Annotated in this window: 21 protein-coding genes and 1 tRNA gene; all 22 read right to left on the reverse strand. The window is 47.2% G+C overall.

Translation table 11 applies throughout. The annotated features are described in order from the left end of the window. Positions 1–287: 287 nt before the first annotated feature. The 22 genes from HMPREF3027_RS07415 to HMPREF3027_RS07520 all read right to left on the reverse strand — a co-directional run bounded on the left by HMPREF3027_RS07415 (position 288) and on the right by HMPREF3027_RS07520 (position 24566). On the reverse strand, positions 288–755 hold the full coding sequence (locus HMPREF3027_RS07415; protein WP_070707853.1) for an ExbD/TolR family protein: 468 nt from the start codon (positions 753–755) through the stop codon (positions 288–290). Positions 756–767: 12 nt separating this feature from the next. Further along, positions 768–1361 carry an ExbD/TolR family protein gene (locus HMPREF3027_RS07420; RefSeq protein ID WP_021902948.1) on the reverse strand — a complete coding sequence of 198 codons (594 nt, stop codon included), beginning with the start codon at positions 1359–1361 and terminating at the stop codon, positions 768–770. 29 nt (positions 1362–1390) lie between these two features. Next, a complete protein-coding gene (locus HMPREF3027_RS07425) occupies positions 1391–1873 on the reverse strand; it encodes a hypothetical protein (protein ID WP_070707854.1) in 483 nt (160 codons plus the stop codon). A gap of 21 nt (positions 1874–1894) precedes the next feature. After that, positions 1895–2728, reverse strand: a complete 834-nt coding sequence (locus HMPREF3027_RS07430; protein WP_070707855.1) for a MotA/TolQ/ExbB proton channel family protein — start codon at positions 2726–2728, stop codon at positions 1895–1897. Positions 2729–2787: 59 nt separating this feature from the next. Further along, positions 2788–2875 (reverse strand) — tRNA-Ser (locus HMPREF3027_RS07435). A 173-nt stretch (positions 2876–3048) separates the two neighbouring features. Beyond that, the gene (locus HMPREF3027_RS07440) at positions 3049–3855 is read right to left on the reverse strand and encodes a TatD family hydrolase (RefSeq protein WP_083317551.1); all 807 of its coding nucleotides are present in this window, start codon (positions 3853–3855) and stop codon (positions 3049–3051) included. Beyond that, a complete protein-coding gene (locus tag HMPREF3027_RS07445) occupies positions 3855–4823 on the reverse strand; it encodes a polyprenyl synthetase family protein (protein WP_070707856.1) in 969 nt (322 codons plus the stop codon). The genes HMPREF3027_RS07440 and HMPREF3027_RS07445 overlap by 1 nt, the downstream gene beginning before the upstream one ends. A gap of 12 nt (positions 4824–4835) precedes the next feature. Then, a complete protein-coding gene (locus tag HMPREF3027_RS07450; protein WP_070707857.1) occupies positions 4836–6839 on the reverse strand; it encodes an OPT family oligopeptide transporter in 2004 nt (667 codons plus the stop codon). A 21-nt stretch (positions 6840–6860) separates the two neighbouring features. Further along, positions 6861–8054, reverse strand: coding sequence for a nicotinate phosphoribosyltransferase (gene pncB, locus HMPREF3027_RS07455; protein ID WP_070707858.1), 1194 nt, complete (start codon positions 8052–8054; stop codon positions 6861–6863). A 129-nt stretch (positions 8055–8183) separates the two neighbouring features. Further along, complete coding sequence (locus tag HMPREF3027_RS07460; RefSeq protein WP_083317552.1) at positions 8184–10820, reverse strand: DEAD/DEAH box helicase family protein; 2637 nt, start codon at positions 10818–10820, stop codon at positions 8184–8186. Beyond that, positions 10820–11569 carry a DNA methyltransferase gene (locus HMPREF3027_RS07465; RefSeq protein ID WP_168165885.1) on the reverse strand — a complete coding sequence of 250 codons (750 nt, stop codon included), beginning with the start codon at positions 11567–11569 and terminating at the stop codon, positions 10820–10822. The genes HMPREF3027_RS07460 and HMPREF3027_RS07465 overlap by 1 nt, the downstream gene beginning before the upstream one ends. A 256-nt stretch (positions 11570–11825) precedes the next feature. After that, positions 11826–12770 carry a site-specific DNA-methyltransferase gene (locus HMPREF3027_RS07470; protein WP_070707860.1) on the reverse strand — a complete coding sequence of 315 codons (945 nt, stop codon included), beginning with the start codon at positions 12768–12770 and terminating at the stop codon, positions 11826–11828. Positions 12771–13958: 1188 nt separating this feature from the next. Beyond that, the gene (rfbC, locus tag HMPREF3027_RS07475; RefSeq protein WP_070707861.1) at positions 13959–14504 is read right to left on the reverse strand and encodes a dTDP-4-dehydrorhamnose 3,5-epimerase; all 546 of its coding nucleotides are present in this window, start codon (positions 14502–14504) and stop codon (positions 13959–13961) included. Between the two features lie 21 nt (positions 14505–14525). Further along, a complete protein-coding gene (gene ispG, locus HMPREF3027_RS07480) occupies positions 14526–16166 on the reverse strand; it encodes a (E)-4-hydroxy-3-methylbut-2-enyl-diphosphate synthase (RefSeq protein ID WP_070707862.1) in 1641 nt (546 codons plus the stop codon). Continuing rightward, a complete protein-coding gene (locus HMPREF3027_RS07485) occupies positions 16153–16800 on the reverse strand; it encodes a DUF4230 domain-containing protein (protein ID WP_070707863.1) in 648 nt (215 codons plus the stop codon). Before HMPREF3027_RS07485 ends, ispG begins: the two co-directional genes overlap by 14 nt. After that, positions 16784–17419: a DUF4230 domain-containing protein gene (locus HMPREF3027_RS07490; protein WP_246830560.1), complete on the reverse strand. Its 636-nt coding sequence runs from the start codon at positions 17417–17419 to the stop codon at positions 16784–16786. The genes HMPREF3027_RS07485 and HMPREF3027_RS07490 overlap by 17 nt, the downstream gene beginning before the upstream one ends. 515 nt (positions 17420–17934) lie before the next feature. Then, complete coding sequence (locus tag HMPREF3027_RS07495; protein WP_018028323.1) at positions 17935–18189, reverse strand: hypothetical protein; 255 nt, start codon at positions 18187–18189, stop codon at positions 17935–17937. A 203-nt stretch (positions 18190–18392) separates the two neighbouring features. Next, positions 18393–18896: an OmpH/Skp family outer membrane protein gene (locus HMPREF3027_RS07500; RefSeq protein WP_021902866.1), complete on the reverse strand. Its 504-nt coding sequence runs from the start codon at positions 18894–18896 to the stop codon at positions 18393–18395. A 64-nt stretch (positions 18897–18960) separates the two neighbouring features. Continuing rightward, the gene (locus tag HMPREF3027_RS07505) at positions 18961–19506 is read right to left on the reverse strand and encodes an OmpH/Skp family outer membrane protein (protein WP_018028325.1); all 546 of its coding nucleotides are present in this window, start codon (positions 19504–19506) and stop codon (positions 18961–18963) included. Positions 19507–19561: 55 nt separating this feature from the next. Then, on the reverse strand, positions 19562–22264 hold the full coding sequence (gene bamA / locus HMPREF3027_RS07510) for an outer membrane protein assembly factor BamA (RefSeq protein WP_083317553.1): 2703 nt from the start codon (positions 22262–22264) through the stop codon (positions 19562–19564). A gap of 103 nt (positions 22265–22367) precedes the next feature. After that, on the reverse strand, positions 22368–23114 hold the full coding sequence (locus HMPREF3027_RS07515; protein WP_070707866.1) for an isoprenyl transferase: 747 nt from the start codon (positions 23112–23114) through the stop codon (positions 22368–22370). 6 nt (positions 23115–23120) lie between these two features. After that, positions 23121–24566, reverse strand: a complete 1446-nt coding sequence (locus HMPREF3027_RS07520) for a DUF6242 domain-containing protein (RefSeq protein WP_070707867.1) — start codon at positions 24564–24566, stop codon at positions 23121–23123. Positions 24567–24681 lie beyond the last annotated feature (115 nt).

Genomic DNA, 24681 nt, shown 5'->3' on the forward strand with positions numbered 1-24681 from the left:
GTTGCTTTCGGAATTCGGCCTAGGTCACGTACGCGAGTACGCTCCCTTCGGCCTCATCCTCAGTGCCTTGCATCTCATCCTACGTGCAAAGTCTCAGCACATTTGCTTCAAATGTGCGAGAATGGCACTTCGTGCAAACATTCTCTTTTTAGTGTTCATGATAGATGTTAGTTAATAAAAATATAGAGCCAATCCAGTAGTGTTGGCTATAATAAAAAAAACATCGCCCCTACGTGTGTAGGGGCGATGTCGCCTATCATGTGTTGGCAGGATAAAGTGGGTAACTATTATTCATTACTCTTTATCGCACTGTAGAATATCTTCAGTGCATCTGCCTCTCTTAGTCTCTGCTTAACGTCAGTTACAAGACCCATCTTAGTGTCTTTGTCAATCTTAAGGATGGTAGTCATGTATGGGGCATCTGCCTCTGACATAGACGACTTCTCCTGTGCGATATAGTCAAAGATCTCTGCTGTAGTCGCGAACTTATCGTTTAGTTGAATTGTAGCCTCAGTACCGTACTTATTTTGGTACATCTGAAGTGGCTGACCCATATAGATGTAAGTAGCGAGTGACTTCTTCTCCATCTTCGTTAGTTCCGTAGCATGGGGAAGTGAAACCTGTACCATCATAGTCACTTCACGCATTGAGGTTACCATCATAATGAAGAATAGGAAAGCGAAAATCAAGTCGGGAAGCGACATGGTATTCAGCTCTGGTACTTCACGGGTGCCACCTTTCGTAAATCTGCTCATAATGTGTACTCGTTACTTATTTTTCTTACCGTACTCTTTTGGGTTAGCCTCAGATATCTTCTGAGGGTACATATCTACCATTACCTCTTGTTGTGCTGTTGAAGCATCCTCCAGTGATACACCAAAGAACTTCTTACACATCATATCTCTCACTTCCATATAAGCTTTGGTAAGCTCATTTTGTACTAAGATATAGTCACTATACTTAGTGTCCACATCGTTAGTCAGTGAGATAACGTGGTTCTTAGTTACTTTCTGAGCACCAACCAAGGCAAATGTCTCCACTGTACGCTCTGCAAGGTCGGCACGATCATTCTCATTGAGAACGAACTCCTTAACCTTCTCGCGTAGTCCGTCAAGATCCACCACCTCGCCATTGGCAAGGATTTGTCCGCGAGTATTAACCAATACACGGAGCATATTTCGGCGGTTAACGTCAATGGCCACATCTTGTTGATCTGGTGGTACAGATGGTGGTAATTGTCTTGCCAAACCACTATCTGATCCCATAGATGTAGTTAGTAGGAAGAAGAGTAGCATGATAAAAGAGATATCGGCGGTTGAAGACCCATTGATGCCGGGTACTTTTTTCTTTCCACGTGCCATTTTAAATCCTTTCTTTTAAGTGTTACTTCTTACTTCTTTGAGCGTAGAGCCCCTTTAATAGCAAATACTATAAGTGCAAGGATATTGATGCCCAGCACCACGTAGATGCTGTATAGCCACATATCTGCAAACTTAAGATAAAAGTCTGTATTGTATTTTTGGAAATCTAAACTCAGTGATACTGGATCCGTAGAGCCAATGGCGTACGTGATCACGAGTAGCACAATAATTGCTATGAATGATACAAGACCAGTGAGTGACGCACGGCGTCTCTTGGGGTCTTTGAGGTTGCTAGCAAATCCCACAATGGCAAATCCTATCATCGCTAGGAGCGTAACGCCCAGTGCGCAGTACATTAGATAGAATATTGCATCAGTAAACTTTGGCTCTGGCTTTGCAGCATTAGGGTCTATGTACCCTCCTGCGAAGAAAGCGATAGTTACTATTATAGTAAGGATGGCTAGAGCAAGTAGTGAATAGCTTGAAATCTTTCTGATTTTACTTACTGCCATAATATTTCCTTTCTTTTGTGATTATTTGCGAGCAAACTTCTCCTGGTGAGCTACGATAGTGTCTACAAGAGTGATAGAGCTATCCTCCATCTTATTGAGTACACCCTCGTACTTAGATAGGATATAGTTGTAGAAGATCTGAAGGATCATAGCTACGATCAGACCGAAGATAGTAGTGATAAGAGCAACCTTCATACCTCCTGCTACTACTGTAGGAGAGATGTCACCTACTTGCTCGATCTTATCAAAAGCGGTCACCATACCGATCACGGTACCCAAGAACCCTAGTGATGGAGCAGTAGCGATAAATAGAGTGATCCAAGACATGTTCTTCTCGAGAAGACCAGCCTGTACACCACCATAAGCAGTGATAGAACGCTCAACTGCCTCAATGCCTTGATCGATACGGCTGATAGCCTGGAAGGTTACAGAAGCTACAGGACCTCTAGTGTCGCGTGCTAGCTCTAGTGCACCGTTGATATCATTAGCTTGAAGCCTTGCATCAATTTCGTCTAGGAACTTCTCGTTATTTACATCTGCTAGGTTGAGGTAGATAATTCTCTCAAGGCAGAATGCTAGACCTAGGATAAGTACGATAGCGACAGCAGCCATAAACTCTGCACCACCCTCGATAAACTTAGTCTTAAGTGCTTGGTGGAAACCACCCTCATTTGCTACAGTGATATCCTCAGCAGCCATTTCCTCAACAGGAGCTGCTTCCTCAGCAGGTGCTGCTACCTCTTCAGTAGTCACCTCAGAGTCGGGAGCTTGTGCCTCGTCTTGTGCAAAGACTGCGTTTGCTGTGCCTAGTGACAGCAATCCAAACAGTGCGATACTTGCTAGAAATTTTTTCATTGTAAGTTCTCTTTTTAAGTTTAGTGATAAATTACTTTCTTATTCATATTATATTAATGCGGAGAGAGAGGGATTCGAACCCTCGATACGCTTTAGGCGTATACACGCTTTCCAGGCGTGCCTCTTCAACCACTCGAGCATCTCTCCAGTTGATTCTTGGACGGTTCATTGTCCAATTACTCTACAAATCTAATCTATTTCTTTGTATCTACCCACTTTTGGGGCGGTTTTTTGTTGTTTATTTGTTTTTATTCTCTCTTAATGTTTTGTTTCTTATGCCGTAACTCATTGATTGTATTTGAATTATTGAGCTATAGCACTTATATGTGCAGGTTATATATTTTTTTTGAATTGTCAAATAAATGTTGCCTCACCGCCACCTCCGGGAGTGCATATACCTCTTGTAGCTTTTCGACTACCTTCGTGAGGTAGGCGGGTTCATTTCGCTTGCCTCTGTAGGGTACTGGTGCTAAAAAGGGGGCATCGGTCTCTACCACCACCCGTTCAATGGGGTAGCAAGAGAGATAGGAGGCGAGTGGGTTATTCTTAAAGGTGAGTGTCCCATTAACGCCGACCATAAAGTTGGGTAGCTCATCTCTTACCCGCTCTAGTTGCCGCTTGTCCCCACCAAAGGAGTGGACGATGCCTTGCAACCCTTGTGCCTGATAGGTAGCTAGTAGGTCAATGGTTTCCTCTTCGGCATCTCGGCTGTGAATACTCACCGGTAGGTGGTATTGTACTGCCCAATCCAATTGGCGTCTAAAGACCTCTTGCATCTCCTTTTGATACTCCATGCTCCAATGGTAGTCGAGCCCTATCTCACCAATTGCAATAAATGATTCACTTGATGAGGCCAACTTCTCTTCCACAAAACGTAGCTCACTCTCCCACCGAGCATCCACATTGGTGGGGTGTAGCCCAATCATCGGACGGCAATAGTCGGGGTATCGCTCAGCGAGTGCCATCATCAGTGGATAGCTCTCGCTGTCGATGTTGGGCAAAAGTGCATAGGTGACTCCTGCCGCTTTACTCCGTGCTATCACCTCGTCCAAATCCTTGGAAAAGTCAAGCCGAGGCGACTCGTCCTGATAGTAAAGGTGGCAATGTGTATCGATGATAGGGATCATCACACCTCTCTTCTTACTAGGGTAAGGAATAGTTGGCGAAGTGGCTCAATATTCTCCTCAGCTACTGATAGCTGATCCAGTATCTTTGTTGCCTCCTTGCTTTGTCGCTCCACCTCCTCAAGGGCTGCATCGCGAATGCCGAGATCGCTGTATAGCTGAGTCATTCTAGCAATCTTTTGCTCATCGTCCTTCAGGTCAAGTGCCGCAAGTACCTCCTTGCTATCCTTAGCATAAGCAGATAGGAGCAACCAAGTCCGCTTCCCTTCGAGGATATCCCCACCTTGCACCTTTCCAAAGCCTGGCTTGCTATAGATATCTAGGTAGTCATCTTTGATCTGGAAGGCTAGCCCCATCTTTTCAATTGCCTCCCAAAGCAACTTCCGGTCTGTTTCAGGGGCATCTGCCAAGTAAGCACCTAGCGAGGCCGCACCGCAAAATAGATAAGAGGTCTTGAGCCGTATCATTCCGAGGTAGTCGCTCATACTCATCTGACTGAGTGGCAGCTGCTCAAAGTCCATATCATACTGCTGCCCTTCGCAAACTGCACTCCCCATATCATTGAATATCTCAAGGGCATGCGGTAGCTTCTCTGGGGAAAGCTGTGCTAGATGCTTGTAGGCCTCTATCAGCATCCCATCACCAGAGAGGATGGCAGTATTAAGTCCCCATTTCTTATAGACCGATGGCTTGCCCCGTCGCATTGGAGCATCGTCCATCACATCATCGTGGAGGAGCGTGAAGTTGTGAAACAATTCAATCGCCTGCATCGCGGGTGCCACAGCCTCTACTGCTCCGTTTGGCTTATAGGCTTGGTAAGAAAGCAGTAGTACCAATGGTCTCAGCCGCTTACCTCCCAAGTCCATAATATAGGCCATCGGATCATAAAGGTTTTTCAGCTCCTTATTCTCCAGTCCCAAGTGGCTCATTACCTCTTGGACCGTCTCTAGACCTTTTATCTCTTTACTCATATATAATATGTGTTATGCCTCAGGCGTAGCCTTTTTGCTTGAGCGAATCAAATAGGTGAATATAGCTAGATACATCACCACGGTGAGTACATGGCTCCATGGGTTGGCTTGCCATGCAGTGAGAGTTAGCTCAGCCCCAGCTAGCTTCAGGATCGCACTCACCACACCCATCAACGCACCTCCAGCGATAAAGCCCGATGCAAGTAGGGTACCCTTATCCTGGCGAGCCTTATTGAGCTTCTCGTCCTTGGACCTTGTGCTGAGATACCAGCTGATAAATCCACCTGCCAATAGAGGAAGGTTAAGGTGTAGAGGGATAAACATACCGAGTGCGAATGGTAGGGCAGGTACCTTTACAAAGGTGAGCAGTAGTGCCAAAGCTGCACCAATACCATAGAGTAACCATTTAGCTCCTGAGCCAGTCATGAGTGGCTCAATAAGAGCCGCCATCGCATTGGCCTGTGGCGCTTGTAGAGCATTCTCACCTGTAAAGCCGTACGCCTTCTCCAGTAGAATTACCACGCCACATACTGTAGCTGCAGAGACTAGAGTACCAAGGAACTTCCAGCTCTCCTGCACCTTTGGGGTAGTTCCCAGCCAGTAACCGATCTTAAGGTCAGTGATAAAGCCACCCGCCATAGAAAGAGCAGTACAAACCACCACGCCAATCACGAGTGCCGAAACCATGCCACTTGGTCCCTCCATGCCTACCGCCACCAGCACCACGCTTGCTACGATGAGGGTCATTAGTGTCATTCCCGATACTGGATTGGAGCCGACAATCGCAATAGCATTCGCTGCAACGGTGGTGAAAAGGAAGCCAATCAGAGCCACAAGTATCAGTGCTATCACCGCCCACATAAGGTTACGCTGTACCACACCGAAGTAGAAAAAGATACCGATGCAAACAAGTGCCAAAAGGATACCCCAAACCACCATCTTCATAGTGATGTCTCGGTCGGTACGAGGTTGGTTGCCCTCCTCATTATTGCCCTTTTGCTTGAGCTCTCTACTTGCGAGGCTCACCGCACCAGTGATGATCTTTCGGTTATTATAGATGCTGATAAGTCCAGCCATGGCAATACCTCCGATACCGATGTTACGACCATAGTGGAAGAAGATATCCGTTGCACTCATCTCTCCAATGGTCTGAGTGATGCTAGGATCTCCAAAGGTAATAATATCGCCACCCCAAACGAGGTTCATTACAGGTACAATCACCCACCATACAAGTGCCGATCCAGCGCATATAATAGTAGCATACTTCAAGCCGATGATGTAGCCAAGACCCATCACCGCTGCTCCGGTATTGATATTGAATTCTAGCTTTGCCTTTTCAGCAATGGATTGTCCCCAAGGCAATACCTTTGAGCTAAACACCTCGTGCCATGCCCCAAAGGTGGAGACGGCAAAGTCGTAAAGACCACCAATCAATCCCGAGATAAGAAGAGGCTTTGCTTGGGCACCTCCCTTTTCGCTACTTAGTAGCACCTGAGTGGTAGCTGTGGCTTCAGGGAAGGGGTATTGACCATGCATATCCTTCACAAAATACTTACGGAATGGGATAAGCAACAATATTCCCAATACACCGCCAAGGAGCGAGCTGACAAATATCTGTAGGAAGTTGACAGTCATCTCAGGGTACTTCGCCTTTAGGATATAGATAGCAGGAATGGTAAAGATAGCACCAGCTACCACCACACCACTCGAGGCTCCAATACTCTGAATCATCACATTCTCTAGAAGAGCTCCCTTGCGCTTCGTCGCGGTAGTGAGTCCTGCAGCAATAATGGCAATTGGGATCGCCGCTTCAAATACCTGTCCTACCTTGAGTCCCAGATAGGCTGTAGCGGCACTAAAGATCACCGCCATAATCAATCCCCAACCGACACTGTAGGCGGTTGCTTGCTTCGGATTTTGCTCTGGCCCCACTACAGGGTGGTAGCTCTCTCCGGGCTTCAGTGGGCGATACGCATTTTCCGGCAACTCGCCTCTTCTAGTCTGTTTGTTTTCCATGATTTATTATTTTGCTCTAGTTTATTGCTTAATTCCGAGAGTCCTCTGTGCCAATTCTATCTCCTCAGGGTCGCCAATGTGCTTGCCCTCTACATCCGATAGCTTAATACAGTGGTGCCACTTCTGTCGGGGAGAGATTTGGCAACCGATTAGCTTCATCACAATGTTTCTTGGCACAGTATCATTGCCCACATCATTGGTGAGATTGGTGCCCACACCAAAGGTGGCTGGGATACGAGAGGCACAATACTCCTTGATCTCCACTGCCTTGGGGATAGTGAGGCTATCACTAAATACAATGTACTTCAGCATCGGATTGATCTTCAGTTCCTCGTACCTCTTAATCGCCTTCTCTACAAACGCATAAGGGTCGCCACTATCGTGTCGCATCGAGGTGAAGAGCATCGCATGCTTTTTGCTAAAGTTCTGCATAAAGACATCGGTAGTATAGGTATCAGTGAGCACCGTTCCGAGGTCCCCGTCATAGACATTGATCCAATCCTCCATCGCCATATAGTTGGCCATCTTGTAGCCATAGATCGCAGCGTGAAACTGAACCCACTCATGTGGGTGTGTACCAGTGACTCTCAAGTGATACTTCATAGCATAGTAGACATTACTAGTGCCATATAGGCTTTCGCCAGCATGCTCCTTCAGAAGTTGCGTTACCGTATCCTCCACCTCGGCACTAAATCGACGTCTCATGCCGAATAGAGATACCTGTAGCTTGTGCTCCTTCATGATCTGGGCCTTCTCTATCGTCACCTTACGCACATGCTCCAAGTCGGGCTCTTGCCCCCTCACAATATAATAGAGCTCCGAGACAATCGCTAGGATAGGGGTCTCCCAAAGAGTAATCCTATAGAGCAATCCTTCTGCAGTGATATGGAGGTGCCCCTCCTCATCTTGGTGAACCTCTACCTCCCGTGGGTCAAATTGATAGCCCCGCAGGTAGTCAATATAAAACGGTGGAATGTAGGGACATTCACGGCTGAGGAAATCTGCCTCCTCATCCGTTAGCCGTAGAGAAGTCATCTTGTGAAGCTGCTCCTCCACCTTACTCGCAAATCCTTTTGGGTAAATAGTATTTGCCCTATCTACAAAGGCAAATCTACCCCTTGCCCTTGGGAAAAGCTTAGCATAGGCGTAGCTCGTGCTAAACTTATATAGGTCTGTATCTAGGATACTTCGGATAATACCTGCTTGGTCTTCCATATTAATATGCCCCTTTTCCCCCTTCTATTTTAGTTTTGATTATGGACAAATTTAGCATTTTATGCGGAGCTATCCAAACATCCGAGCCCTATCGACCTTTATGAGGCGACTTCCTTTAGCTAGTCCCAGTTACAAATCTAGTTTCTTCCTAAGATCCTTATCAAATTCCACAGACTTATAATCGCCATAAAATGGTAGCCCCCAAAGAATATACTCTTTGCCCTTCTGCGTAAATTCTACTTCTGCTTTCGTCTCCACCTCAAGCATAAAGGTCTCTTTCCACTGGTCTTTGAGTGAGAGATGACTACCTTTAGGCTCAATAAATATTTGGTAATAGGCTACCACCTCCTTCTCCTTTCTCTTCTTCATAAAGAGGAGGTAATCGGGCTCAAAGGCGGCTCCATCCTCAAAGGCATATATCTTCAGGTCACGCTCATTACGTACCAAGTATATTTGGTTGTACTTGTTGCTCAGATCATCATAAATACCATCAATATACTTTATAAGGGCTTGCTCCTCACTCGTTCCTAAGCACTTATCATAGACGTGCCATTCTAGGTCCTTCATATCCCGCTCCATGATAATAGGACCATCGCCCATAGCTACATCACTATCCAGCTTGATGATATGATCCTTAAAGACCTCTTTGAAATCACGTGGTTCAAATAGTCGTGACCCCTCATAGGGCACCTCCTCCACACCAATAGCAGGAGCTAGCTCGCGGAGTGCCGCGATGGCAATCTCATATCTATCCCTTTGTGACAAATCGCCAAAACTAGGCTTGTCGCACGATACACGGATAGGAAGTGGGGCGAGGTACTTATCACTTTCTATAAACTCCTTGATAGACTCTAGCCCCCTAAGCTGATTCCTCAGATGCTGAAATGAGTACTCATTGAAGTGATACAAAGCACTCCGTACCACACTGCTACCAAGGTCGGCAAATGTGATTTGAAACGTACTGACCTCTCGTTGCTTGCTACTATTCATAGCTCGCTCCTCACCAAATACAGCTTGTTGCTGCATCTCGCCAGTATAGAGTGTCACATCAAGTATCTTGGTAGGGAGGTGACTGTCCCATAGATCTTGCATCGTCACTTCACGCTCCTTAGGTACCCGCTTATTCACAAATACCTTGCCACCAGTATATAGAAGGCTTTTCTTAAACTCTTCCTTGATCTTTAGCTCCACATCGGTCGATACCTTAGCCAGCAAACCACTCTCTACTAGTACCGTCTTCAACTCTTGGATATACCTCGGATTGTGTGCACTATGGTAGTGGAGCTTCTCCACCATACGGAGGGGGTGGGCAAGGTCGTTATCGTACTTGCGTTGTCCTCTGGGGAGGTCTTCCTCTGGTGCATCAAAAGGCATATATCTAGCGCCTCGGCCTATCAATTGAGCTTCACTCACCGTTGTCTTTCCTGCGACTCCCTTTTTGGCATCGCGAGTATCATAGAGGCGGACAATATCAAAGAGATTCAGCACGTCCCATCCTTCACCAAGCATATCTACAGCAAAGATAGCACGGATCTCATTCTCTGCATCCTCTAGTGTATTAACTAACACCTGATCCTCCTCCGACTGATTATTGCCATCATAAATGATGAGCTTATCCTCACGGAACTCCTCCCGAATCTCGTCCGCCAATTGTGCACAGGATCTACCTTCACGATCAAAGTAATTAAAAGCGGTGGCGACATCGCCTACAGCCCCCTTGCGTATCTCCTCCAGATGTGCTCCTTTGAGTTGTTGGATGGCAGCTACAAACTGATCAAAGAATGCCTTATTATCCTTTTTGTACTTCGACTTAAAGAAGATCACAGGCTTGATATTCTGCCGAATGCTGTTGAATAGTTTGCGTTTGAACTGGCTTAGCACCACTGCTTGTAAGGCTCTATCCATCACCCCGAGGTCACGCTGTACCACCTCTATCTCCTTGGAGTACTTATCCTCTCTAAACTTCCGAAGAGGGTAGTCGTAGAGTAGCTTATCTAGGTACTTGGCTCGTATAAAGGGGTTGGAGAAAGGCATCGTGGCGGTAAACTCCAGTAGGATACTATCCGAAAGGTCGTGGATACGCTCCACGGTATCCTCCCATCCTTCACTCTCATAGCCACCCATATTACCCCACAAATCTCTCGCCCCCTTTGGCCCTCCTCTGCGAGTAGTAGCATTGATATGGTGTGCCTCGTCGGCGATCATCACCAGCTTTAGCCCTTCAAAGTCCTCGTACGTCGGTGCGTTCTCCCTTGGCTTAGTCATATCTAAGTGTAGCTGAGCGAGGGTCGTGAAGCAGATATTGAGGCAGTTGGGATCGCTATTTTGGAAGTTGGGTACCTCCCTGATCTCTATGGTCTTATCTCCCATCTTTATGGGGGAGTTGAAGAGATACTTGCTGGCTGTGGGGGTGATGAAGTTGAGCCTTGTCTTGGTGATAATTGCCGTCTTATCCACAAAGAATAGTACATTGCGGTAGCCACGCTCATAGAGCATCAGTAGCATACCCGCCATCATCAGTGTCTTACCACTCCCGGTAGCCATTTGAAATAGGAAGTGCCTGCGAGTGCCTAGTACCTTTAGCCACTCAGACTCGGTGCTTAGAAGTGCTTGGAAATACCTAAAGCACTCCTTCTGATAGGGACGGAGCTTAAAGCTTGGGCAGAGAGCGGTAGAGAAGTAGTGTGGCAATTCTAGCTGATTGAGGTAGCGGGTACCGAAGTACGCCACCACATCCTCTTCAAGTTTTTTCTTATTATCCTCCATCACTTGCTATAGAATGACCTCGTTATACTTCTATCTGCTTCAGTAAGGGCGTACTCCTTACTATCCACCTCCGAGAGAGGGATATAGAGGAGGTTTTTATCCAGTACCTCAGTGAGGAACTTCTGCATCCCCTCAGTGCTTAACCCATCAAGGCTATTCACTTCCTCCAGCTGACGAGGACTAATCTTGTAGCTGAGGAAGGCACGATCCCGCATCTCTTTCCATATCTCAAGTAGCTCCTTGCGATCTGTGGTCGCCATAATGCGGTCAATATAAAATTGGTTGGCCTCTGCCAGCTCCAGATAGACGAAGTCGCCACCACCTTGCCACTCCACACTCTTTGAGATGCCGCCTTGCTCCCCCTCGATCACTTTCCGTAGGCGTGCCACAGCTATATCCTCTATATAGTCCATCTGCTCTACGCCAATATACCTCCGCCCCATCTTGTGAGCAACTGCAGCTGTCGTGCCAGAGCCTAGATGATAGTCTAACACTAGGTCACCCTCTTTGGTACAGGACTCTATTATATTGGCTATCAAAAGTTCTGGCTTTGCATAATCAAAAATTTTAGTGTCGTCTGTTATATTAAATAGTGCTTTTATTTCATCCGTTGCATCTTGATTTTGACCCCAATCTAATAATAGATCCGTAATTGCTTTGTCTGCATCTAACTCATCTTCAGTCTTATATCTACGAAAAGAATTATTCTTGCTTACATAGAGTAAATCTAGCTCGCAAAAACGGTACATTTCTTCTTGAGATATACGAAATTTTGCTTCGGCTTTGAATTCATTTATTATTCTCCCTTCTTCAATGATTAAATCATCCAGGAATTCCGTGGTTATAGAGCGAGACTTGTATTTCCCTTTAGGAATAGTCGTGAACTTCTCACCTTTGTATAGTATACCAGCGGGGAAGTGCAAAAGAACGCTCTTGTTAGAAGAATTTGTTACAGGTTTTGTCTTGTCTGTTGCCTTACCTTTTTTTAGTTTACCTATATTGCTTTCATTTTTTTGCATAGATAAGTATGGATTCCATAACTCCAGCTATCCTGGATAAAAAAGAAGGTTGCTTTTTCTTCTTCCAGTGCAGATGCCCAATGAAATTAATCCTTCCAAAAACTTCATCCATTAAAACATTGAGGTACGGTAAAGAAGAGGTTCCTACTATTCCATTAGCATTTTGTCGTGAGCTATCAATAGAAATAAAAATAATCCCATCGGGAGAGAGTAGGTCACGAGCCACTTCAAGGCGGTTCTTCATAAAGGTAAGCCAAGTGGAGTGTCTAAAGGAGTCGTTGTAGCCAAAGGAGTCGTTGCCAGTATTGTAGGGTGGGTCTATGTAGATGAGTTTTACCTTTCCTGCATACTTGGCTCGGAGTGAGTAGAGGGCGAGTAGGTTATTACCCTTGATGATCAGGTTGTCCTGTTCCGTTACCTGCTCGGTAGGGTGGCCACCGGTGCTATCATATCGCTTGGCATTGGCAAAGGCTTTGGGTGCAGTGAGAATAGATATTTGGTCGGGGGCCAATATCTCGTTCCAAAACAGCTCCTGTCGCTTACTCTCTTCCTTAGTTTGTCCGCCCTCTAGCATACAATCTTTGTAGGGCCAGGAGAGAACCACCTCGCGGGAGTCGGCAATAAAGTGGTCATCGGGTGTCGCGAGACCAATCCTATTTTTGAATGAGGTATAGCTATCGGGGAGGAAGTTTTTATTCATCACAAAGCGTTGGAAGCGTATCTTATCAAAGACCAGCACCCCCTCCACCTCTCTAAAGAAGTTGTCTCGTAGCCTAGGGCTAGAGAGTAGTAGCTTGAGGAGATCGGGGCGTAGGGTAAGGGCGGCTTCTACCACGGCGTTCTTAAGGATCTGCCCATCGGCAGTGGTGTATCTATCATTCTCCAGAAGGGCTTGTCGTAGCTCCTCCGTCATAGTGTTGTTGTGCTCCATATACAAAATCTTGTGTGAAAAAACTTCTCCCAAAGTTACCCACTATTTCCCTCTTTTGCTAATCATATCGCTTGTCATTTGGCTAATCATTTGATATTCAGAATGGAAAATGTGGTGCAATGCCATCTAGGGTTCTGCGTTAGAAAGGTCTTAGAGTATGGTTTTTAGCGGGGTTTTATGAGAAAGGACCTCGGCAGAGGTCCGTGTTAAATAGGCACAGGTCGAGGCACGCAGTGCCGAAGACCTGTGTATAAATAGGTGCAAAATATCCTTGCGACCCCGGGCGAGGGGTCGGACAACCCTATCTCTAGGTAGAAGGGCTAGTACGAACGCTAACGTCCTTTCCTAGCAACCCCTCATTCCGTATGCGTGCGGAACGTATTCCGCACGCATACGGAATCTATTCCGCAGGGCTACGGAATCCATTCCGCACGCGTGCGGAATATGGGGTTGTTGTAGGACCCCTTTTAATCGCCAACCTAATGTGGGGATTCCTGATATAGTGAACACCAATTATTCGCTATTCCTGAAAATGTAGACACTGTGTGCTTTCTATTCCGGAATGTGTATACAAGGTGGGGCTGTCCGACCCACAAGGGTAGCAAGAGGTAGGGGGTACGCATTAGAAAGTTCATACCGTATGGTTTTTAGTGAGTTGTCTACGGAAAAGGACCTCGGCAGAGGTCCGTGCTAAATAGGCACAGGTCGGAGGGGCGTTAGCCCCGAACGACCTGTGTATAAGAGCATATTTCCCACCTCCATGACCCCGGCCGAGGGGTCAGACCTAGATAAGGTTGTCCGACCCCTCAGCCGGGGTCGTAAGGGTGTTTTGCACATCGTTATACACAGGTCTTCGGCACTGCGTGCCTTGACCTGTGCCTATTTAACACGGACCCCTCAGCCGGGGTCCTCACCAATAGACGCACCTATGAATGCTCTATGGTAGGGCTTTCCTAATGTGTAACCCCTAGGGTCGTAAGATAGGGGGTATAAGCGATCTAACCAAAACTTACGACCCCTTGCGGGTCGGACAACCTATTCCAGGGTTAATGATGGAGTTGTCCGACCCGCAAGGGATCGTATATTTATCGTGTTCGTTGCCGTATTTCCTAGTCGTTCGGGGCTTGGGGAGGGGTGCCCTTTCGACGTGGTGGCTACTTGTGGAGGGGTGCCCTTTCGACGTGGTGGCTACTTGTGGAGGAGGGTGGGGGCAGCTTTGTCTTTGTCAGAGATGATGAGTTGGTCGAGAGGGAGGTGCTTTTGGAGCTCAGAGATGAGCCGTGGGTGTTGGTAGTTGAATGCTCGCTCGTGGCTAGGGGAGTAGGGGGCATCGACCTTGTAAAGTACTCTGCTATTATCCTCTAGTGCCAAAAAACCGTGTGCATATATCTTGGGGATATAGAGGGCTAGGCCACTTTCAGGGGTGAGCTCTACGCCATAGACCTCTCCAAATGTGGGAGAAGTGGGGTCTATATCCATAGCAAAGTCGATGATGCGACCCGATACACAGCGTACCAACTTAGCTTGAGCCATTGGAGCTGCTTGGGTGTGCATACCGCGGAATACACCACGGTGTGAGCAGCTCATATTATCTTGGATAAAGTGGGGGTGGTCGGTGAGTTGTTCCGCGAGCTCGGCCTCTTTGAAGACCTCCATAAAGTATCCCCGCTCGTCGTCGTATCTTTTGGTGCTTACTAATTGTAGTCCTGGCAGTGGCAGTTGTTTTATTTCCATTGTCTCATTATGATATAAAGGTTATTCTGGGTCCTTCCAGTCTCCGTTTGCTTTGATCAGTTCGATCAATTCCTTCACTGCTTCCTCCTGTGGAATATTTCTCTTGAGGCGCTCCTTGGCCTTGTAGAGGTCCACCTTGCCTGGTGCACTTCCTACATAGCCATAGTCGGCATCGGCCATCTCACCAGGTCCATTGACGATGCAGCCCATCACCCCGATCTTTAGTCCCCGCAGGTGCTTAGTAGCCTCCTTTATCTTGGCAACAGTGCTTTGGAGGTCAAATAGAGTGCGTCCGCAACTGGGGCAAGAGATGTAGTCGGTGCGTGAGATGCGACGGCGTGAAGCCTGTAGTAAGCCAAATGCGATACTGCAGAGGGCGAGAGCATCTTCCTCGTGTCTGCGTAGATATAGACCACTTAACTGCCCTCGCATCAGTGCCCCACCGAGTTGGAAGCCCAACCATGTGGGTAGCTCCTCAAGGGAGTGCTGGGTGCAATCAACCTCTAATATATAAGGTAGGGAAAGGGTATGATCGAGTGCTTCGAGCATCAGGGTGGGGGCAGTTGCACCAGTAAGTCGTACCACTAATTGCTTGCCCTCTGGTAACTCTGGCACCTCACCCGAGAGGGCTTCTTGGTCGGTGATTCGGATGAAGGGTGTTGTTTCGGTCACCTCAATATCGGGTCGGTCTGCTGGATGTAATTGGGCGAAGTGAGGGTGAGCATCCATCATCACGAGTGGTTTCTCCTCGCTTCGGAAGGGTTGACAACGGGGCGAGAAATCAAGGGGTGTTGCTTTTGCCAACTCCTCTACACAGTGGAGAAGTACCTTGGCAACTGGTATCTCCGCCTCGGGCTCTTCCGAAAGGCTGACACGGATGGTATCGCCAATCCCTTCTGCTAGGAGGGCACCAATGCCAATAGCACTCTTGATGCGCCCATCTTCGCCATTACCAGCTTCGGTAACTCCTAGGTGCAGTGGGTAGTGCATGCCAGCTTGGTCCATTCTCTCGATAAGTGCTCGTACCGTCTCGGTCATCACGAGAGGATTGGAGCTCTTGATGGAGATGACCACATCGTGGAAGTGAATGCGATGGCATACCTCTAGGTACTCCATACAGCTTTCTACCATACCGCTGGGGGTATCGCCATACCGGCTCATGATCCTATCGGAGAGGGAGCCGTGGTTAACGCCTATTCGGAGTGCAGTGTGGTGGGCTTGGCAGTGGCGGAGGAAGGTTTCGAAATTGGATTGAAGGGCCTCTACCTCTGCTCGGTACTCTTCGTCGGTAAAGTTGATCTTCTGAAACTTCCGGGCGGGATCATAGAAGTTGCCTGGGTTGATGCGTACCTTCTCTACATGGAGAGCTGCCTCGTATGCTGCTCTCGGGTTGAAGTGAATATCGGCCGAAAGGGGTACCTTGGCTCCCTTTGCCCTAATCTCTGCCTCAATAGTGCCGAGTGCCTTGGCCTCTTTGGTGCCTTGAGCGGTGAGGCGTACTAGCTCCGCACCTGCTTGCTCCAGTCGGAGAATCTGTGCTACCGACGCCTCTATATCATTGGTATCTACATTGGTCATCGACTGAATCACTATGGGGGCGTCGCCACCGATGGTGATATCACCAATGTGGGCGGGAGTGGTCTTGTGTCTATTGTATTTCATCTTGTTTCTGAATGTTAAGTGTCGGTTGGTCTAATGGAATTGGTTGGGCTGTAGGTGGAAGGGCTGCTGGGGTGTCGAGCACAATAACGGTGCCAGGGACTATGCCAAACATTTTGTGAAGTAGCTCTCTTGCCTCTGCCTTTGCCCTTTCTGTAGTGCCATCTTGGCGGAGGTCGCTTTGGAGCTGTCGCATGGCTTTTCTTTTCATCTCATTTTCATCTGCGACGCTTAGCTTGGCACCGAAGATGCGGGTGGCGATGTTATTGCCCCATACGTCGTAGATGGTGAAGCCATTCTCCTCATGCTCTAGTATCTGCACCTGTGGCTCGGGGAGTACCAGATAGATGGTATCCCCTTGAATGGCTTGCTGTATATTTTCCACGTCGAAGGAGATGCGTGCACGGTAGTGGCCGATGCCGAATGCCGAGACCCCTTTGCCTTTGTAGGTGATGGGGACAATACGCTCGCCCTCGATGGTGGTGAGCCTAACCATCTCGCGTAGGTCGCTTGCTACGGAGAGGAATATCTCGGGTTGCTTATCGCTCTTTTCTCTCTTGGGGAGAAAAAGGAAGAGCAATAGGGCTATGACCGCTATGATGATGAGGGCTAGAAGCCACTTAGTTCGCTTTTTCATAGGACTGTGTAAATCTAATCTCTATCTCTTCGTACCCTCGTGCCCTCAGGATGCTGGTGAAGTAGGCTTGGGCCTTGCTCTGTGCTTTGGTCACCAATTCTTGATATTTGGGTGTGCCTGGGCGGAGGTTTTGCTTGGCAAGTGCCACCGCTTGTCGCTGCATATTTTGTCGCTCCTCACTGGTGATGGACTTTTTATTGCCATTGACCCGCTCGTGGAGTAATTTGAGGGTGCCACCTCGCCCGATGGGCTCTACCTCGATTGGGGGTAGGGTGAGTTGGATGGACTTGTTCTCTTCATCGTATTGTAGGTCGCTATCTTGGAGATTGTAGAGGTTGATGTAGGCGATGGTGTAGAAGTCAAAAGAGTAGATGCCTATGCGGTCGCCTACCTCAAATAGACTGCTGAGGTAATCAGCTGCCTCCTCAAGTGATCGGATACTCTCTAGGCTTTTTTGGTCGGAGGAGATGACGAATATCTCTTCGCTACGGTACTCCACCAACTCAAGTTTGCCCACCTCTCGTAGTTCATTAGGCTGTATGACCTTCCTCCCCTCCTCGGGCTTGCAGCTGAGGAGTAGGGTCAATATCAGTAGTATCTGTAGGGGTATATATCTCATAATACATCTCATTATTCTCCTACAAAGATAATAAATATAGCTGAGGTACAGACTTGTATGTCTGGTGTTGGCAAGGATTATGCATTAGGAAAGTCTTACCGTATGATCTTTAGCGAATTGTCTACGGAAAGGACCTCGGCAGAGGTCCGTGTTAAATAGGCACAGGTCGGAGGGGCAATAGCCCCGAACGACCTGTGTATAAGAGCATATTCCTCACCCCTATGACCCCGGCTGAGGGGTCAGACTTAGATAAGGTTGTCCGACCCCTCAGCCGGGGTCGTAAGGGTGTTTTGCACATCGTTATACACAGGTCTTCGGCACTGCGTGCCTCGACCTGTGCCTATTTAACACGGACCCCTCAGCCGGGGTCCTCACCTATAGAGATACCTATGATTGCCCTACGATAAGACCCTTCTAATGCTCAACCCCTGCGGGTGTTGGTTTTGGTGGATATAAAAAGGGCGACTCATGTGGATACCTAGGTCGCCCTTTAAGTTTTTGGCTATTGATTGCTCTTAATCCTTCAGCTCAGCCAAGATCTCATTGGCTTTATCCCAAATAGTGAGGTCGTCAAGTACTACAATCCCTCCATCAGGACCTGGCTCAAGGTGTGCACCGGTAGGCTCCCCTTCGGAGAAGTTGCTACCACCGAAGTAGTTGCGGACGGTTTCTTCCTCGATGCCTAATTCGTCGGCGATTCTAGCGATTGTTCCGTGAGGAAGACTGTTTTTGAAGGCTCTCAGCTCGTTAAATGAAAGTGTTTTAGTCATAATGTCTTTGGCTTTTTTTGGTTTATCTATGATTCTATTAGTATTCGTAGTCACTGTTTCTTGATTACTTTGCTAACTTAGTCATTTTTTTTGATATAGCACTATTTTAGAGCAGTTATTTTTATGGTGTCAAGTAATAAGGGAAAAGAAATAGAGGCTACCCACTGTAGTGAGTAGCCTCTATCTGTGTATGCTTCAATGGTTTATAGTCCTAGCTTGGCTCTTACCTTGGCAGTAGCATCAATGGCTGTGCTATTATTCATAAATATCACTGTGGATGCATCAACGATGTAGGTGTAGTTATTTTCATTACCTACTGCTGCGATGGCCTCTTGCACCTTTTTCTGGATAGGAGTGAGTAGCTCAACTTGCTTCTTTTGGTAGTCTTGCTGTGCTACTTGCTGAAGATCCTCAATACGCTTAGCAAGGTCTTGAAGCTCTTGCTCACGACGGGTGCGGATGGTCTCTAGCAAACCTTCACGCTCTGCAGCATAAGATTCGTACTTCTTTTGGAACTCCTCTTGCATTGCTACGTGAGTATCCTCGTACTTCTTGAGTAGATTGTCTAGCTCAGTCTGCATTGCCTTTGTCTCTGGCATTTGTGTAATGATCGAGGTCACGTCGACAATTGCTATCTTCTGCTCTTGAGCTAGCATAGCAAGTGGTAGAGCCACTAGGGCTACTAGAGTCATTAAAATTTTCTTCATCTCTAATTCTTATTCTATAAGGGTTAGTATATTCTCTTATTTAGTTCTTGGCAAATGTACCTATTTATTCTGAGTATCCGAGCACGGTGAGTACATCATTACTAATATCGGCTTTAGGATCGGCGTAGATGATGCTACCTACTGAGCTAGCACGATCAAAGACAATCTGGTAACCACGACGCTCTGATATGAGTTTAACCGCTTGGTAAATGTTATCTTGGATAGGCTTGATGAGCTTCTCTTGTAGCTTCATTGCTTCACCGTTTCTGCCGAAGTATTTATTCTGTAGCTCTGCAGCTTTTTCCTCTACTTGCACGATGGCATTCTCACGCTTTACACGGTCGTCGGCTGTCATCTTGTCGTAGTCTTTCTGGTATTTGACATAGAGTTGCTTAGCTTGCTCATTGAGTTGGTTGATCTCTTTGTTCCACTCCTTTGCCTTTTTCTCTATCTCCTCGGTGGCCGACTTGTATTGTGGTATCTGCTCCGTGAGATACTGCATATCTATAAGAGCGTAGTTGCGTGCCGAAGCATCTTGTGCTTTTGCTCCTGTGAAGGCTAGTGCCATCACTGCTAGGGCGGTAATCAGTCTTATGAGGTTCTTTTTCATATTCAATCCTTTCGTCTATTGGTGAATAATATATTAACTACTTGCAGGTAGTTGATTAGAACTGCTGACCTAGGATAAAGTGGATATTGCTCCCTCCCTTTGTGCCACTGCCATCGGGCCTATCAAATCCATAACCCCAGTCGATTCCCATCAATCCTACCATTGGTAGCATAAATCTGACGCCAATTCCGGCCGAGCGTTTAAGTTGGAATGGATTCATATCCTGAATTCTCTCCCACGCATTACCTGCTTCGGCGAAGGTGTGGATCCAAATCATGGTGCTATTTTCTGAAACTACTGGGTAGCGTAGTTCCATAAAGAACTTGCTATAAGCATAGGCTCCCCTGCCACTACCTCCAGCGATACTACCATTCTTGTAACCACGAAGACCTACCATTTCATTGAGGTAGCCCGTATAATATCCGCTCATACCGTCACCTCCCATATAGTAGGTGCCAAATGGTGAGCGCTTATTGGCGTTGTAGCTACCGATGATACCCGACTCGGCACTAAACATCAGCACTGGTGTGCGTTTGTTGACCGAAGGATCCAGAAGTGGTATGTACACCTGACCCTTTCCTTTGATTTTGTAGTACTCAATAAACCTATTGCGGTCTGCGTCGGAAAGCTTAGGATCGGAGTAGTCTTTCCCATCAAAGAGAGAGTAGGGAAGTGTAGAGGTGAGGTTGAGGGTAAAGTCGGAGCCCATCCTGGTGTAGATTGGGTTGTCGATAGAGCTACGGGATAGGGTAAGGCTAAGGTTGATATCATTAGCTGTACCATTACTCATCCCAAAGTTGTAGTAGATAGAGCTCCAATTCTTCATACGGTACATAGTGTAGTTGATACCAGCTTGGAACTGGAAGCGGTCATCAGGCCAGGTAAGTCGCTTACCATAAGCAACGCTCAGGCCTAGCATATCCAGTGTCTTATCAGGGTCATAGGCACTCTCGTACAGTGCTTGATACTGCTCCTGCATCATGCCGTACCCATAGCCATAACCTGGATAACCGCCGTAGCCACCATAGCCGCCATAACCGCCGTAACCTCCATAGCCGTAGCCAGGATAGCCACCATAGCCATATCCATAACCTCCATAGCCGTATGGGTTATACTGCTGAAGGGTAGACATTTGGTTGTTGAAATAGCGACGGTTGATATCTGTCTGCCTACTGTAGGAGGCGGAGATGCTTAGCATATTCGGACGCTTACGACCAAACCATGGGTCCATAAACTGTATGCTGTAGCTCTGATAGTATCTAGCATTGGTCTGAGCTCTTAGTGCAAGGGTTTGCCCATCGCCTCTTGGGAGGAAGCCTTTGTAGGAGGAAGGGTTGAAGAGATTTCGCATGGAGAAGTTGCTGAACTTCAATCCCGCCATCAATATCAGTCCCGATTGGCTCCAGCCGATAGAGAGCTCCACCTGGTCATTGCTCTTAGGTACTAGGTTCCACGCGATATCTACGGTGCCGCTATCCTCATTAGGGATAATCTCTGGAGCTATCTTTTCTTGGTCGAAGTGACCCATGTTATTGATCTGCTCCATGGTACGAATGATATAATCGCGGTTGAATAGCATCCCTGGCTTAGTGTAAAGCTCACGCCTTACTACCTCCTCATATACGTGGTCGTTTCCACTGATGATCACCTTATTGATAGTGGCTGGCTTGCCCTCGTGGATGCGGATATCTAGGCTCACTGAGTCGCCCTTCACCTCCGTCTCAATAGGGGTCATATTGGCAAAGAGGTAGCCGTTATTAGAGTAGATATTGTAGATGGCGTCCTCGTCAGTGGTCATACGCTCTTTGAGCTTCTTCTGATCGTAGATGTCGCCTTTCTCCATATCTAGAAGTCTTGCCAAGTCCTCAGTAGTGTACTTGGTATTTCCTACAAAGTTAATGTCCTTTATGTAGTACCTCTTACCCTCATTGATATGTATATCAATATTGATCCGCTTGTCATCGGCACGGTAGATGCTATCTTTGATGATTTCAGCATCACGATATCCGTATGCGTGGTAGAGGTCAATGATATTATTGAGATCCGCTTTGTAGTCCTCTTGCACAAACTTCTTTTGGCTAAAGATCTCCAAGATACTCGGGATGAAGTTCTTGAAAAGGTTGAAGCGCTCATTGGTCTTCTTCATCGCCTTTCTCAGCTGATTGTCCGATAGCATTTCATTGCCGTAGAAGTGGATCTGCTGTACCTTAGTCTTGGTGTTTTTCTCTACATCAAAGATCAATTGCACAAAACCCTCCTTGTCTGGGTCGGGGATGGTTCGGCTTTCTACCGTTGCCGTGCTAAATCCCTTGGCATCGAAGAAGCGCTTAATCTCTATCTCAGCCCGGTTGATGATATTAGGAGTGGCTTGTACTCCCTCTTGTAGAGCGAGTAGCTTTCCCTTCTTTAGGTCGTCTGCTTCGCCCTTCTTTACGCCATTGATCTGTAGCTTAGAGAGTCGTGGGTGTTCAGCGATATTGATGGTTAGCCATACCGAGTCGCCTTCAATCTTAGAGGCAGAGATACCCACTTCGCTAAATAGCCCATTGCGTACATAATTTTGCACCGCTTGGGTGATCTCTTCTCCAGGGATGGCAACCCTTTGCCCCACCTTGAGCCCAGAGATGTTGATCACCACTTGTCGGTCGTAGCTTTTATTACCTACGAGGTCAATTCCTGCTATCACCTTATTGGAAGGTCGAGCATAGGAGACTACTGGTGTATCGGTGTGGTCTTGGGCTTGCAGACTTGGTAGCATTATGCAACCCAGCGTTACTGCTGCTACAAGTCGGTATAGTTGTTTTATGGTCATGGCTTTATCTATTATTTTGCCCCACATTATCATCTTCCTCATTATATACTTATCTCTCTATCTTTCTGTCACTTACCTGCTCGCCCGTTTTCCCGAACCGTCTTTCTCTCTGCTGGAAGTCAAGTATCGCTTTGAATAGTTCTTCCCTCCCAAAGTCAGGCCAAAAGGTGGGGGTAAAATAGAGCTCGGTATATGCCAATTGCCAAAGCAGGAAGTTGCTAATCCGAAACTCTCCACCAGTGCGAATCAGTAGGTCTGGATCTGGTAGCGTTGTTAGGTATAGATTCTCTGCAAAGAGCTTTTCATCAATATCCGTGCATCCCTTTTTGACTAATTGCTTGGCGGCATGTATGAGCTCCGACCTGCCAGAGTAATTAATTGCCAATACCACTTGGCACCCACTATTATTGGCCGTCTCCTCTATCGCCATTTGTAATGCTTCACGAGGCTCTTTAGGGAGCTCCGCCATATTTCCAAGTACCTCTAGACGTATATTGTTGCTCTTCAGTTCTTCTAATTCGTTGTCCACTGCTGTCACAAGTAGCCTCATCAAAGTTTCCACCTCCTCTTGCGGCCTTTTCCAATTCTCCTCCGAAAAGGTGTATAGCGTGAGCGTCTTCACCCCAAGCTCGTTGGCAGCCTTTAGGATTGTTCTGACTGTTTCTACCCCACGCTCGTGTCCATAGGTTCTCTTATTACCTTGTTGCTTAGCCCATCTCCCATTGCCATCCATAATGATTGCAATGTGGCGTGGAATGCGGTCCTTATCTATCTTCGCTAGGGCACTCTCTATCATACTTTGTCAATTAAAGCTATTGATGATTCCGCCAGTAGTATCGAGGTGCCCGTGCCAAATTTCCTGGCTCGGTGCTCCATTAATAATCCCTCCCAGAAGGTAGATGTTTAGAGCCTTGTCGCTACCTAAAGCGATACCCGATGCTGAGTGACGTGGAAGGAGGTCGCCACCTACGGTTGTTTGATTGGGGAGAGCTATCCACGTGATGCCTTTATCACTACTTCTTTTGATCTCACTAGAGGGTTGGTTGGCTTCTCCATAGAGTCCTCCGATGACAAATAGCTCCGCCTCCTTACCGGTTTGCAAGAAGAGTCCACCACTATTTGGGAGCACCTTCTCCTCCTTTTGATAAGGTGTCTCACCCCATTGTAAGCTACCAGAGAGGAAGTAACTCTTAGTCGATGGCTTGTTATCAAATCTCAATCCACTGTAGAGTGTAATCGCCGTGATCCCATCTTGTGAGTAGGAATAGACGTATGCCTCCTTCACAGGGAAACCTTTAGGCAGAACCCCTTGTGGCTCTGCTCCACTTGAGGTGATAGTGTAGGTTTGATAGAGATTTGAGCCCTCCTTATGCCCTATGACGAGCAAGTTGCTCTTCCCATCAATGGTAGTGGCCTCGCCTATCATCTGAGAGACCTTTACACTCCCAAGGTCGTGCGCCTGCCAAGTCTTAAGGTCTTTGCTGCTATATAGCTTCTGATCCTTAGAGATAGCCCATACTTGCTTTTTCCCATCTGTTACTATGCTAGAGGGAAGTAGTTGCGCTGGGATATCAGCTCCCTCCACTTCGGGAAATTTACTATTCGTAAGCTCATACTCATACAGTTTGCTAGAACCATCTGAGAGGCTAGCAACCCAGAAAATACGGTTCTGGTACTTCAGCACCTTGGCGTCTACTGCAGCGATGGGTAGTGACGCCGACTCCTTAGTCCAAGTAAACTTGTCGGGGTCATAACCATAAGTGAGTATCCTTAGGTCGTAGGTGAGTGTTGGCTTCTTTTCGATCTCCACGGTAAGTTTGAGCTTACCTCCTGTGGCATCTATTCGCTGGGCACGCCTATTTGATGCGTATACTGTGACCTTCTGAGTGGTTTCATTGATGATTTTCACCACCGCTTCTGAGGTCACCGCTATGGTGAGGTCGAGGGAGTCAAACTTGCTCTGGTAGGGGAGGGGTATCTTATTCCACACCCTCATCGCCCTATTGTCGATGTTGAAGTCTAGGTTCGGTAGCCCCTTCACCTCCTCCTTTTTGTCCTTATCCTTCTCCTCTTTATCCTTCTCCTCTTTCTGTTTAGGTTTAGGGAAAGAGGCTTTTATAGAGGCTGGATAGGTGTACTCCGTATAGATTGGAGTCGTTCGGGGACCATTATCCTTTCGGCAGGCCGAAAAAAGGAGTGCCGTTAATATCAATGTGGTACCTACCACATACCATTTATATCTTTTCATCACGCCATTCAAATATCCTATTAGTCCTAGCTCCTAAGGTCTCAATGCCTCAAGCTAGATATACATTCACGCAAAGTTACTCTTTTTTTTCTAAGTAATCTCTTAGTCCTTTCTT

Origin of the sequence: Porphyromonas sp. HMSC077F02 (genome assembly GCF_001815465.1) — a bacterium.
Lineage (GTDB): Bacteria > Bacteroidota > Bacteroidia > Bacteroidales > Porphyromonadaceae > Porphyromonas_A > Porphyromonas_A somerae.